14 protein-coding genes are annotated in these 12,003 nt (G+C 69.1%); 1 reads left to right on the top strand and 13 read right to left on the bottom strand.

Translation table 11 applies throughout. The annotated features are described in order from the left end of the window. From nagZ to cysM, 6 genes are read right to left on the bottom strand one after another with little or no spacing between them, the layout of a single operon-like run. The gene (nagZ, locus tag AAG565_RS00515) at positions 1–987 is read right to left on the bottom strand and encodes a beta-N-acetylhexosaminidase (RefSeq protein ID WP_348817572.1); all 987 of its coding nucleotides are present in this window, start codon (positions 985–987) and stop codon (positions 1–3) included. After that, complete coding sequence (locus AAG565_RS00520) at positions 971–1,450, bottom strand: L,D-transpeptidase (protein ID WP_348817573.1); 480 nt, start codon at positions 1,448–1,450, stop codon at positions 971–973. The genes nagZ and AAG565_RS00520 overlap by 17 nt, the downstream gene beginning before the upstream one ends. Further along, positions 1,440–1,919, bottom strand: a complete 480-nt coding sequence (locus AAG565_RS00525) for a CYTH domain-containing protein (RefSeq protein WP_348817574.1) — start codon at positions 1,917–1,919, stop codon at positions 1,440–1,442. The genes AAG565_RS00520 and AAG565_RS00525 overlap by 11 nt, the downstream gene beginning before the upstream one ends. Before the next feature lie 14 nt (positions 1,920–1,933). After that, complete coding sequence (gene rlmD, locus AAG565_RS00530; RefSeq protein WP_348817575.1) at positions 1,934–3,262, bottom strand: 23S rRNA (uracil(1939)-C(5))-methyltransferase RlmD; 1,329 nt, start codon at positions 3,260–3,262, stop codon at positions 1,934–1,936. Then, a complete protein-coding gene (locus tag AAG565_RS00535) occupies positions 3,259–4,044 on the bottom strand; it encodes a 3'-5' exonuclease (RefSeq protein WP_348817576.1) in 786 nt (261 codons plus the stop codon). The genes rlmD and AAG565_RS00535 overlap by 4 nt, the downstream gene beginning before the upstream one ends. Positions 4,045–4,051: 7 nt before the next feature. Further along, a complete protein-coding gene (gene cysM / locus AAG565_RS00540) occupies positions 4,052–4,942 on the bottom strand; it encodes a cysteine synthase CysM (protein WP_348817577.1) in 891 nt (296 codons plus the stop codon). A 56-nt stretch (positions 4,943–4,998) separates the two neighbouring features. Here cysM and AAG565_RS00545 point away from each other — a divergent pair, with 56 nt between their 5' ends. Beyond that, complete coding sequence (locus AAG565_RS00545; RefSeq protein WP_348817578.1) at positions 4,999–7,293, top strand: ATP-binding protein; 2,295 nt, start codon at positions 4,999–5,001, stop codon at positions 7,291–7,293. A gap of 9 nt (positions 7,294–7,302) precedes the next feature. On the opposite strand, the gene acpS is transcribed toward AAG565_RS00545, so the two are convergent. The 7 genes from acpS to lepB all read right to left on the bottom strand — a co-directional run bounded on the left by acpS (position 7,303) and on the right by lepB (position 11,993). Beyond that, on the bottom strand, positions 7,303–7,722 hold the full coding sequence (acpS, locus tag AAG565_RS00550) for a holo-ACP synthase (protein WP_348817579.1): 420 nt from the start codon (positions 7,720–7,722) through the stop codon (positions 7,303–7,305). After that, positions 7,716–8,459 carry a pyridoxine 5'-phosphate synthase gene (gene pdxJ / locus AAG565_RS00555; RefSeq protein ID WP_348817580.1) on the bottom strand — a complete coding sequence of 248 codons (744 nt, stop codon included), beginning with the start codon at positions 8,457–8,459 and terminating at the stop codon, positions 7,716–7,718. Before pdxJ ends, acpS begins: the two co-directional genes overlap by 7 nt. A 71-nt stretch (positions 8,460–8,530) precedes the next feature. Continuing rightward, the gene (gene recO, locus AAG565_RS00560; RefSeq protein WP_348817581.1) at positions 8,531–9,220 is read right to left on the bottom strand and encodes a DNA repair protein RecO; all 690 of its coding nucleotides are present in this window, start codon (positions 9,218–9,220) and stop codon (positions 8,531–8,533) included. 13 nt (positions 9,221–9,233) lie between these two features. Then, entirely contained in the window at positions 9,234–10,121 is an 888-nt protein-coding gene (era, locus tag AAG565_RS00565; protein ID WP_348817582.1) for a GTPase Era, read from the bottom strand. After that, positions 10,114–10,797, bottom strand: coding sequence for a ribonuclease III (gene rnc, locus AAG565_RS00570; RefSeq protein ID WP_348817583.1), 684 nt, complete (start codon positions 10,795–10,797; stop codon positions 10,114–10,116). The genes era and rnc overlap by 8 nt, the downstream gene beginning before the upstream one ends. After that, entirely contained in the window at positions 10,794–11,174 is a 381-nt protein-coding gene (locus AAG565_RS00575; RefSeq protein ID WP_348817584.1) for a DUF4845 domain-containing protein, read from the bottom strand. The genes rnc and AAG565_RS00575 overlap by 4 nt, the downstream gene beginning before the upstream one ends. A 33-nt stretch (positions 11,175–11,207) precedes the next feature. Continuing rightward, a complete protein-coding gene (lepB, locus tag AAG565_RS00580; RefSeq protein WP_348817585.1) occupies positions 11,208–11,993 on the bottom strand; it encodes a signal peptidase I in 786 nt (261 codons plus the stop codon). Positions 11,994–12,003: the final 10 nt, after the last annotated feature.

Consider the following 12,003-nt stretch of genomic DNA (forward strand, 5'->3'; position numbering starts at 1 on the left):
TCAGTCCACCTCGCGTAGGTACAGGCGCTGCAGCCGCGCCGATGCGGCGCGGTTGGGCTTGAGGTCCTTGAGCGCATCGAGCAGGCCGACGACGGCGGCGCGGTCGTTGCAGACCGGCAGCATGTCGCAGCCGGCGGCGAGCGCCAGCCGCGCACGCGTCTCCATCGTGCCGGCGACGGCGGCGCCGCCCATCGACAGGTCGTCACAGAAGATCGCGCCGCCGAAACCGAGTTCGTGGCGCAGGATGTCGCGGATCCACTTGCGTGACAGCGACGCCGGCGTTTCGTCCACCGCCGTGTAGCGCACGTGGGCCATCATGATCGATTCGAGACCATCGGCCACGAGAGCCTGGAACGGCAGCAGATCCTGGGCGCGCAGCTCGCCTTCCGGCCGGCGATCGACCGGCAGTTCGATATGCGAATCGGCCCGCACCGCGCCGTGACCGGGAAAGTGCTTGCCGGTCGCCGCCATGCCGGCGGCGTTGAGACCGGCGCGAAATTCACGCGCCAGCTCGACGACGAGTTCGCTGCGATCGGCGAAGGCGCGATCACCGATGATCGTGCTGACTCCGTGATCGAGATCGAGCACCGGCGCAAAGCACAGGTCGATGCCGAAAGCGGACAGCTCGCGGCCGATGGTCTGACCGTAGGCGCGGGCGTCGGCCAGCGCCTGCGCCGGATCTTCGAGATAGCGGCTGCCGAGCGTGCGCATCGCCGGCACGCGCGAGAAACCGACGCGGAAACGCTGCACGCGCCCGCCTTCGTGATCGACCGCCAGCAGCAGCCGCGGACTGCGCAGCGCCAGGATGCTGTCGCACAGCACCTTGAGCTGTTCGTGGTCACGGTAGTTGCGCGTGAACAGGATCACGCCGCCGACCAGCGGATGGCTCAGCACCTCGCGGTCCTCGGCACTCAGTTCCATGCCGCCGACATCGACCATCAGTGGACCCAGCGGGGGGGCTTTCGACTTCTTATTCGTGGAGCTCAACTTCGGTTCTCGGGGGGACCAGCTCGAACAGCTCGATGACATCCTCGTTACGCAGCCGCACGCAGCCCTTCGACTGCGGCGTGCCCAGCGCGTCGGTGTACGGCGTGCCGTGCAGATAGATATAGCGGCGGAAGGTATCCACGCCGTGGAGACGGTTGCGACCCGGCTCGCAGCCCGACAGCCACAGGATGCGCGACAGGATCCAGTCGCGGCCCGGCTCGCGCGCGTGCAGCTCCGGCGTCCAGATCTCACCGGTCCAGCGCCGGCCGCGCAGTACCGCGCCGGACGGCAGACCGGCGCCTATCTTCGCACGCACGATGTGCCGTCCGCGCGGCGTGCACCCGGAACCGGTCCGCTCGCCGCAACCGTTCGTCGCCGTGGACACCGGATACTCCCGCAACAGACCGCCTTCGTCGCCATACAGGCGCAGCCGCTGCGCGCGGATATCGACTTCAATCCGCATCGTTCCAGGTCCGGCGGGGATGCAGTGCCAGCCACTGGTTGTAATAGCGGCGATCGTCGGTGACCTCGCGGCCCAGCCATGCCGGGCGCGCGAAGACCTGATCGACCGTCGCCAGCTCGACCTCGGCGACGATCAGGCCGGCGTTGTCGTTGAGGAACTCGTCGATCTCCCAGACCAGACCGTCGCGCTCCACATAGTGGCGGATCTTCTCCAGCCGGCCGACGCACAGCGTGTCGAGAATCTCGCGTCCCTCGGCCAGAGGAATCGCGTATTCGTACTCGGCACGCGCCGCGCCGACCACCGCGGCCTTGATGTTGAGCCGCGCCTGGTCGTTCTCGACGCGCACGCGCACCGACGCGCGCCCGGCTTCGCCGGACAGATAACCCTGCCGCATCTCGACCGAGCGCGACACTTCCGCACGCCAGCCGTCGCCGGCCACCAGAAACTTGCGTTCGATCTCCAACGCCATCTGCGCCTCCCGCCTCAGGCCCCGCGCACGAACAGCGCCATGCTCTCGACATGGCTGGTGTGCGGAAACATGTCCATCACGCCGGCGCGTGCCAGCCGGTAGCCGTGCTCGTGCACCAGCAGGCCGGCGTCGCGCGCCAGCGTGCCGGGATGACAGGACACATAGACCACCCGCTGCGGCTTGCGCGTGGCGACCACCGGCAGGATCTCGCGCGCGCCGGCACGCGGCGGGTCGAGCAGGACCTTGTCGAACTCCGCCTGCAGCCACGGCGCATCGGCGCTCGCATTGAACAGATCCGCCTTCTCGAACCGCGCATCGAGGCCGTTGCGCAAGGCGTTCTCCCGCGCGCGCCGGACCAGGCCCGCCTCGCCTTCGACGGCGATGACCCGGGCGCCGCGCTGCGCGAGCGGCAGCGAGAAGTTGCCCAGGCCGCAGAACAGCTCCAGCACGCGATCACCCGGCGCGAGTTCCAGCCAGTCCAGCGCCTGTTTGACGGTGCGCTGGCTGATGCGACCGTTGACCTGGATGAAGTCGCTGGGCTCGAAACGCAGGCGCAGTGCCGAACCGTCCGGCGAATACTCGAGCGGGCGTGCCTCGCCCAAGGCCCGGATGCTGTCCGGCCCGCCGGTCTGCAGGTAGATGTCGAAACCCTCGCGCGCGCCGAACTCGGCCAGCAGCTCGCGGTCCGCCGCACTGGGCGTCTCCAGCACGCGGAACACCAGCGCCACGGCGTCGGCGCAGGCGATCTCGATCTGTGGCACGCGGTTGCGGATCGACAGCCGCGCGATCAGCTCGCCGAGTGCGCGCAGCTTCTCGCCGACCCGTGGATCGAGCACCTCGCAACGCTCGAGCGCGGCCAGAAAGCTCGACTCGCGCTCGCGGAAGCCGACGAGCACGCCGCCCTTCTTCGGCACCATCTTCGCGCCCAGGCGCGCACGGCGGCGGTAGCCCCAGACATCACCGGGATCGTCACCGACCAGCGGCGCCGCGATCTCGTCGGGTGCGACCCGGCCGATGCGCGCGAGCTGGTCGAGCAGCTGCTTCTGCTTGAACGCGATCTGCTGATCCGGCGCAAGATGCTGCATCGAGCAGCCGCCGCAGACCCCGAAGTGTGCGCAGCGCGGCGCGACGCGGTGCGGGCTGGCCAGCTCGACGGCGACGCACTGGCCTTCGTCCGCATCCTTCGACGTGCGCAGGTACCTGAAGCGCACGCGCTCGCCGGGCAGCGCATCGGCGATGAAGGTCGCCTTGCCGGCGATGCGCGCGACGCCACGACCCTCGTGATCGAAATCGACGATCTCGGCGGCGAACTCGCCGGCGGGCGGGGGCTTGCGTCGCCTCATCCCCCGGCCCAGCCGTCGAGGAACTCGGCCCAGTGCGGCGCGTCGCTGTTATCGAGGAACGCCCGCACGCGCTGCTCTTCCTGCGCGTGACTCTCGTGCGTGAGGCGGCCGCGCATCAGCTCGAAGCGCAGATAGACCAGGTAGGTGTTGAGTACGTCGGTTTCACAGTAGGCGCGGATGTCGCGCAGACGCCCGGCGCAGAAGGCTTCGAACACCTTCGAGCCGTCCATGCCCAGCTTGCCGGGAAAGCCCAGCAGCAGCGCGATCTCGTGCAGCGGTGCGTTGTTGCGCCCGCCGTAGAGCGCCAGCACGTCCATCAGGTCGGTGTGGCGGAACTGGTAACGGCCCAGGTAGTTGTCCCACTTCGCCTCGCGGTCGAAATGGCCGGTGTCCCAGTACTTCGGCGCGACGCAGCCATGGATCAGGCCACGGTAGTGCAGCACCGGCAGGTCGAAGCCGCCGCCGTTCCACGACACCAGCACCGGGCGGTACTTCTCGACGCCGTCGAAGAAGCGCTGCACCAGCTCGCCCTCGCCGGCATCCTCGTCGCCGATCGACCAGACCTTGAAACTTTCGCCCTGACGCAGGGCCACGGAGATCGCGACCACGCGCTGCAGGTGCGCCGGCATGAAATCGTTGCCGCGCTCGGCCAGGCGCAGGGTCTTCATCGCCGTGGCGACTTCGGCGTCGTTCATGCCGTCCAGGCCGAGCAGGCGTCGCCCGCCATCGAGGTCGGGCACGGTTTCGATGTCGAAGACGAGGATCGGATCGCGCAGCGACATGGACGCCTCAGGCCGGGAACACGCCGGTCGAGATGTAGCGGTCGCCACGGTCGCAGACGACGCTGACGATGGTCGCGTCCTCGACCTCGCGGCAGATCTGCAGCGCCGCCCACAGCGCGCCCCCGGAACTCGGCCCGCAGAACAGGCCCTCGACGCGGCCGGCCAGGCGCATCGTGTCCTCGGCATCGCCCGCGCTGACTTCGATGACGCGATCGACGCGCTGACGCTCGAAGATCTTCGGCAGATAGGCCTCCGGCCACTTGCGGATGCCGGGAATCGAGGACTCCCCGTCCGGCTGCACGCCGACGATCTGCACCCCGGGATTCTGTTCCTTGAAATAGCGCGAGCAGCCCATGATCGTGCCGGTCGTGCCCATCGACGAGACGAAATGCGTGATGCGGCCGTCGGTCGCGCGCCAGATCTCCGGCGCAGTGCCCTCGTAGTGCGCGCGCGGGTTGTCCGGGTTGGCGAACTGGTCGAGCACCCTGCCCTTGCCCTGCGCCTGCATCTGCAGCGCGAGATCGCGCGCGCCCTCCATGCCCTCCTTCTGCGTCACCAGGATCAGCTCGGCGCCGAAGGCCTTCATCACCGCGCGGCGTTCGACCGACAGGTGCTCGGGCATGATCAGGATCAGCCGGTAGCCCTTCACCGCCGCCGCCATCGCCAGCGCGATGCCGGTATTGCCGCTGGTGGCCTCGATCAGCACGTCGCCCGGCCGGATCTCGCCGCGCTCCTCGGCGCGCCGGATCATCGAATACGCCGGGCGATCCTTGACCGAACCGGCCGGATTGTTGCCCTCCAGCTTCACCAGCAGCGTATTGCGGCCGATGCCCGGCAGGCGGCGCAGTTGGACCAGGGGCGTGTTGCCGATAAAGTCGGCGAGCGTGGGGTAAGTCATCGGCGCAATTATCGCCAATTTTCCGAGCAGGTTTCGCAGCGCATGGACGGGACAAGGTGAGGGAACGGGCCGACAGCACGGATGATGCGCCGCGCATCGGCCGGCTGCGGCGCTGGCCACCCGGCGGCAGCGGGCTACTGCTGCTGGGGCTGTCGTGCGCGGCGCTGGGCAGTCTGCCGCTCGTCCTCGGCGCCGAGCTGCCGCGGCGCTGGCAGATCGGCGCGCTGGTCGCCGGTGTCGGCGGACTGTGCCTGGCCGTCTGGCTGCTGCGCCGCATGGTGGCGGACCACTCGACGCTCATGCTGGGACTGCGTGCGCTCGCGCAGGGACGCAGCGACAACCGCCTGCCGGACGCGTTGCGCGGCCGCTATGGCGAACTGGCCCGGCTCGTCAACCGCGTCGGCGCCGAACTGGCGCGGCTTTCCACCCAGCTCGACGCCGGCGTCGCCGAACAGACCCGGCGCCTGCGCGAGGAACGCGACGCTCTCGCGGCCCAGAACCGGGCGCTGCGCGGCGCCGCCGCGCGGGCGCAGGAGGAAGCGCGTGCACAGAGCGAGATGCTGTCGAGCCTGTCGCACGAGCTGCGCACGCCACTGACCGGCATCCTCGGCTATGCCGACCTGCTGCGACGCTCCGGCCTCGACCCCGAGCAGCTGCAGCAGCTCGACACACTGGAGAAGTCGGCACGCTCGCTGCTGACGATGATCAACGACCTGCTCGACTGGACCCGGATCGAGGCCGGCCGCCTGCTGCTCAACGAGGAGACGGTCGATGTCATCGATACCGTCGAGGACACCTGCGCGCTGCTCGCACCGCTGGCCTACGAGAAGGAGCTGGAGCTGATCCGCATCGTGTATCACGACGTGCCCGCCCAGGTGCGCGGCGACGCGCAGCGCCTGCGGCAGATCCTCACCAACCTGTTGTTCAACGCGATCAAGTTCACCGAGCGCGGCGAGGTGGTGCTGCGCGTGATGCGCGAGCGCGAGGAGGCCGGGCGCACCTGGTTGCGCTTCTCGGTGACCGACACCGGCATCGGCATCGATCTGGAACAGCAGAAACGGCTGTTTCAGCCGTTCCGTCAGGTCGGACGTCCGCAGGGCGGCGGCAGCGGCCTGGGACTGTCGATCACGCGCAAGCTGGTCGAGCTGATGGGCGGCGAGATCGGGGTGGACAGCGCGCCCGGCAAGGGCTCGACCTTCACCGTCCTGGTGCCGTGCAAGCTCACGGCCGGGTCCGGCAGCCTGCCGAGCCATGATCCGCAGCTCGCCGACAAGCGTGCCTGGCTGTTCGAGGCGCACGCGACCACACGCCTGTCGCTGGTGCACTGGCTCGAATTCTGGGGCATCCGCGTACGCAGCTTCGCCAACGCCGACGACCTGGCCGCGGCGCTGCGCGCGTCCGATCCGACGGCGCTGCCCGAGCTGGTCATCGTCGGGCTCAAACCGGGCGATCGGAGTCTGCCGTCGTTCGCCGCGATCCTGGCGGCCTGCGCACAGCAGCAGCCGCCACTCCTCGCGCTGGTGGCTTCCGCCGCATTGCCGGTGCACGACGAGCTGCGCAGGGCCGGCGCCGCCGCCTGCCATCCCAAGTCGATCGGACGCCAGCGCCTGCACGACGAGATCCTGCGCCTGGTCAGCCGCGGACCGTCGCTGGCGGCGCCGCCGCTGGCCGGGCGCCGCGCCCTGGTCGCCGACAACAACGCCGTGAACCGCCGTTACCTGGTCGAAGTCTGTCGCCGCCTCGGGCTGGACACCCTCGAGGCCAGCGATGGCCGCAGCGCCCTGGAGACCTGGCGCCGCGAGCGTCCGCAGATCGCGCTGCTCGATGCACGCATGCCCGGGCTCGATGGTCCCGGCTGCGCGCGGGAGATCCGGGCCAGCTCCGCAGGCGGCCCGCGCTGCCGCATCGTCGCCGTCAGCGCGCACCTGGAGCCCGACGAGCGCGCAGCCTTTCTCAAGGCGGGCGCCGATGCGATCCTGATCAAGCCCTTCGATGAACGCGAGCTGCTGCGCAGCATCGATCCGGGACTGTCCGGTCCGGAACCGGCTGCGGCCCGGCTCACCAGCGATCCGGAACTGCTCGCACTGCTGACCACCGAACTGCCTCAGCAGCTCCGCGATCTCGAACACGCAGTCGAGTCGCGCAATCTCGCCGCTGCCCGCGACGCCGCCCACACCCTGCGCGGCACTGCGGCGTTCTATCACCTCGCGCGGCTGCGCCAGACCGCATCGGCTCTGGAGGACTGGCTGCGCGACGCGAACACGCTGCACGCCGCCACGCGCAGCCAGCGCGAACTCGACAACGTGCGCCGCGCGGTCGGCGACACCCTCGAAGCGATCCGGGCGAAGTAGAGGAAGGCGCTACGATGTCGCGCCGCGTTCGAGCACGACATAGGCGCACACCACGCCGCCGTCGTCGCTCAGCGACACATGAGCAGCGCCGATCCCCAGCGCCCTCATGCGGGTCCGCATCCGGCGGCTGAACACCAGGCGCGGCCGCCCACTGCTCTCGCGCACCACGCCGGCGTCCTTGTAACCGACACCGGAGAAGCCGGTGCCGAGCGCCTTGACGAAGGCCTCCTTGGCGGCGAAACACATGGCGAGGGCACGCGCGGTGTTGGCGCGTGCGCGCACCTCGCGCAGTTCGGCCGCGCACAGCAGCCTGGTCAGCACGCGGCGACCATGGCGATCGAGCAGCTTCTGCATGCGCTCGACGCGCAGGATGTCCACGCCCACGCCGTAGATCGCCGCGGTGGCGGCCGCAGCGGGTGACTTCACCATCCGCGCGCGTCGGTCATCGCCCGGCGCATCTCGGCCACGGCCGCTGGCAGGCCGACGAACAGGGCGCGCGCGATGATGCTGTGACCGATGTTGAGCTCGACGATCGGTGCGATGCGCGCGATCGACGCGACGTTGTCCAGATTCAGCCCGTGCCCGGCGTGCACTTCCAGACCGGCCGCGTGCGCCTGCGCCGCGAAGCGCGCGATGCGCGCCCGTTCGCGCTGCTGCCGCGCACCGCGCGCCTCGGCATAGGCACCGGTGTGGATCTCGATGTGCGGGGCACCGGTGCGCAGCGCGGCCTTGAGTTGCGCCGGCTCCGGATCGATGAACAGCGCAACGGCGATGCCGGCACGCGCCAGCCGCCGGCATGCGGCCGAGATCTCGGCCTCGTGGCCGGCGACGTCGAGTCCGCCCTCGGTGGTCAGCTCCTGACGCCGCTCGGGCACGAGGCAGGCACACTGCGGCTTGACGCGGCAGGCGAAGGCCACCATGTCCTCGGTGACGGCCATCTCCAGGTTGACCGGCACCGGACAGCGCGATTTCAGGCGACGGACGTCGTGCTCCTGGATGTGGCGCCGGTCCTCGCGCAGATGGATCGTGATGCTGTGCGCCCCAGCTGCCGCAGCCAGCAGTCCGGCTTCGACCGGATCGGGGTAATCGGTCCCGCGCGCCTGGCGTACGGTGGCGACGTGATCGACATTGACCCCCAGGCGGATCGCTGCAGGGCGAGCTTGCACGGGACGCGGCATTGCGATGCGGTCTCCAGACGGTCGTGACGGCGCACGATAGCCCAAAGCGCGTCCGGGAATCACGCGCCGTCACGGCGCATGCGCCGCAGCAACGCCGCCGACTCCAGTTCGCGCCCGCCGAGCTGACGCCGGATCGATTCGCGCAGGACGCGGCGCAGTTCGCCGCGCAATGCGGGATCGTCGAAGCGCTCGTCGCGCAGCGCGCTCAGGCAGGACCCGCTGTAGCCCTCGCTGGCGATGACGAAACCGCCGTCGGCATCGAGCCGGTAGTGCGCGGCCGCATCGAGATGCCGTGGAAAGCGCAGTCCATAGCCGATCTCGGCGAGCAGACGCTTCTCGAACAGCCGCAAGCCACCCTCCGCCTCGCCGGCGGAACCCGTCAGGCAGGCCAACACCGCCTCATAGAGCGCGAACAGCGCCGGGTGCGGATCCTGCCGCGGCACCAGGCGCATCAACAGCTCATTGAGGTACCAGCCGAAGAACACCCGTTCACCCGTGAGCACGACGGGGGCGGACCGCGCCTCCGCCGCACGCAGGGTGCCCAGCTCACCACCGCTATACCAGGAAAGCATCAACGGCGCGAACGGCTGCAGGACACCGCGCAGCCGCGACTTCGGACCGCGCGCGCCGCGGGCCACCAGGCCGACCCGTCCCTGCGCCGGCGTGAAGACTTCGAGCAACGCACTGCTCTCCCGGTAGGGACGCTGCGCCAGCAGATAGGCCGGCTCCAACTGCACCTGCGCGCGCATCGCCGCCGCGAACTCAGTCGTCCGGTGTCAGGCCGAACCGTCGCAATGCCTTGGGGTCGTCGCTCCAGTTCTCGCGCACCTTGCACCACAGCTTGAGAAACACCTTGCGCCCGAACTGGCGTTCCAGCTCGCGCCGCGCTGCGGTGCCGACCTTCTTGAGCGTCGCACCGTTCTCGCCGATGACGATTTTCTTCTGCCCTTCCCGCTCGACCCAGACGATCGCACTGACGCGGTCGATGTCCTCGTCCCGCTCGTAGTGCTCGACTTCCACCGTGAGTGCGTAGGGCAGCTCCTCGTGCAGGTTGCGGATCAGCTTTTCACGCACGACCTCGGCGACTGTGAAATCGTCGCCGTGGGCGACGACCTGGCCTGGCGGATACAGGGCCGGGCCTTCCGGCAGCTGGGCGAGGATCTCGTCCACTAGCGGGTCCAGGTTGTCGCGGCGCAGCGCCGAGACCGGCACGACGAACGCGTACGGGCGCATCGCCGCGAGCTTGTGCAGCACCGGCAGCAACTCGGCGCGGTCCTTGAGCTGGTCGATCTTGTTGACGATCAGGCCGACCGGGGTGGTGCCGCGCGCCAGACGCTCGAACACGGCCTGATCCTCTTCGGTCCAGCGACCGGCCTCGACGACGAACAGCACCAGATCGACGTCGCGCAGCGCCGAGGCGGCCGCTTCGTTCATCACGCGGTTGAGCGCGCGCTTCTGCTGGCGGTGCAGGCCGGGCGTATCGACGAAGACGATCTGGTCCTCGCCCCGATGCAGCACGCCCTGGATGCGATGCCGCGTCGTCTGCGGCTTGTGCGAGACGATACTGACCTTGCGTCCGACCAGCGCGTTGAGCAACGAGGACTTGCCGACGTTCGGCCGGCCGGCGATGGTGACGATGCCGCTACGCATGGCCGTCTTCGAGCTGCGCCAGCATCGCCTGCGCCGCCTGTTGCTCGGCGCCGCGCCGGCTCGACGCCTGGGCATCGGCATGCACGTCGCCGTCGGTCAGCGAGCAGCGCACCCGGAAACGCCGCGCATGCGGGGGCCCTTGTTCCTCCAAGACCTCGTAACGCGGTAGCGGACGCGCACGCGCCTGCAGCCATTCCTGCAGGCGCGTCTTGGCGTCCTTGAGCTGCTCGGCCTCGGGGAGTTCGGCCAGCAGCGGCTGCAGCAGGTTCCGGCAGACCGTCCGCGCTTTGGCGAAACCGGCGTCGAGATACACCGCACCGAGCAGCGCTTCGACGGCATCGGCGAGGATCGAATCGCGGCGGAAGCCGCCCGACTTCAGCTCGCTTTCGCCGAGGCGGATCACCTCGCCCAGCCGCAGCTCACGTGCCAGACGCGCCAGGGATTCCTCGCGCACCAGGCCGGCACGCAGGCGCGACAGGGCGCCCTCCTCGGCCCCCGGCTTGTCCGCGTAGAGCGTGTCCGCGGCGACGAAGTTGAGCAGCGCATCGCCGAGGAATTCCAGGCGCTCGTTGTTGCGTCCGCCCAGGCTGCGGTGCGACAGGGCGCGATCGAGCAGCTCGGGATCGGCGAAGCGGTGGCCCAGGCGTGCCTGCAGACTGTCGAGCGGATCGCTCAAGACTGCGCGTTGGCGAGCGGCACGTCGTCCGCGAACTCGATGACGATCGAGATGTTGTAGAACAAGTGCTCGCGCGCTTCGTATTCGTAGCTCAGGAAACGGCCGGACTGGGTGCGCTTGACCTTGACGTCGGCCGGTTCGAGATACTTGATGTCCTCGATGTCCCAGTAACGCTTCAACGCGTTGCGCAGCTGGCCCGGCTCGGAACGGCCGCTCTCCGGATCGGCGGCGACTTTGTACACGGCGCGCGCGACCGCCATCTGATTCAGATAGATCGGCAGGCACTTCACCACGAGGATCGCCGCCAGGGCGATCACACCGAGCACGAACAGCATCCCAAACCAGCCCAGACCGCGTTGACGGCTCCGCATGCGCATGATCGCTCCTTTGGTCCGTACCACCTTTCAGCCCTACTTGATCCGTTTGCCGATGCGCGAAAAATCGATGCGGGTCTCGGCGCTGTCCCACGACATCCAGATCATGAAGGCCTTGCCGACGAGATTCCGCTCCGGAACTGTACCCCAACGGCGGCTGTCGTCCGAACCGTCGCGGTTGTCGCCCATCGCGAAGTACTCCCCCGGTGGGACGACGAACTCGAAGTCGTCCGGGCGCCGCGCAGGATTGACCAGCACGTGATGCTCGACGCCGGTCAGGTTCTCGGTCAGGCGATAGACCACGCCCGGCGGCGGCAGCCCCGGTGCGGTATAGACGCCGGCCGGCTGCAACGGCGCCGGCTCGCCGTTCACGAACAGCTGCTTGTCGCGGTAGGCGATGCGGTCGCCGGGCAGGCCGACGATGCGCTTGATGAAGTCCTTGCTCGGATCGACCGGCCAGCGGAACACGACGACGTCGCCGCGCTGCGGTTCCCCGGCCTTGAGGAACTTGTAGTGGAACACCGGGTCACGCAGCCCGAACGTGAACTTGTTGACCAGGATGAAATCCCCGACCAGCAATGTCGGGATCATCGAGCCGGACGGAATGCGGAACGGCTCGGCGACGAACGAGCGCAGCACCAGCACGATGAAGATGACCGGGAAGAAGGAGTTGCAGAACTCGACGAACGCGCCCGGCTTGGCGCCGTCGATGCGCTGTGCGCGGCGCGGTGCCAGGAGCCACCGGTCCAGCGCCCAGACCACGCCGGTGACCAGCGTCAGCGCCGTGAGAATCACCGCGAAGTCGATGTGAAAGTCCGTCATTCCTCTGCCC

Source organism: Fontimonas sp. SYSU GA230001, from assembly GCF_040066175.1.
Classification (GTDB): Bacteria; Pseudomonadota; Gammaproteobacteria; order Nevskiales; family Nevskiaceae; genus Solimonas.

What these genes read in the sequence shown, in the direction of transcription:
- AAG565_RS00520 (WP_348817573.1), bottom strand. Translation starts at nt 1,450, where the DNA reads ATGCGGATTGAAGTCGATATCCGCGCGCAGCGGCTGCGCCTGTATGGC.
- AAG565_RS00525 (WP_348817574.1), bottom strand. Translation starts at nt 1,919, where the DNA reads ATGGCGTTGGAGATCGAACGCAAGTTTCTGGTGGCCGGCGACGGCTGG.
- rlmD (WP_348817575.1), bottom strand. Translation starts at nt 3,262, where the DNA reads ATGAGGCGACGCAAGCCCCCGCCCGCCGGCGAGTTCGCCGCCGAGATC.
- AAG565_RS00535 (WP_348817576.1), bottom strand. Translation starts at nt 4,044, where the DNA reads ATGTCGCTGCGCGATCCGATCCTCGTCTTCGACATCGAAACCGTGCCC.
- cysM (WP_348817577.1), bottom strand. Translation starts at nt 4,942, where the DNA reads ATGACTTACCCCACGCTCGCCGACTTTATCGGCAACACGCCCCTGGTC.
- acpS (WP_348817579.1), bottom strand. Translation starts at nt 7,722, where the DNA reads ATGGTGAAGTCACCCGCTGCGGCCGCCACCGCGGCGATCTACGGCGTG.
- recO (WP_348817581.1), bottom strand. Translation starts at nt 9,220, where the DNA reads ATGCGCGCGCAGGTGCAGTTGGAGCCGGCCTATCTGCTGGCGCAGCGT.
- era (WP_348817582.1), bottom strand. Translation starts at nt 10,121, where the DNA reads ATGCGTAGCGGCATCGTCACCATCGCCGGCCGGCCGAACGTCGGCAAG.
- AAG565_RS00575 (WP_348817584.1), bottom strand. Translation starts at nt 11,174, where the DNA reads ATGCGCATGCGGAGCCGTCAACGCGGTCTGGGCTGGTTTGGGATGCTG.
- lepB (WP_348817585.1), bottom strand. Translation starts at nt 11,993, where the DNA reads ATGACGGACTTTCACATCGACTTCGCGGTGATTCTCACGGCGCTGACG.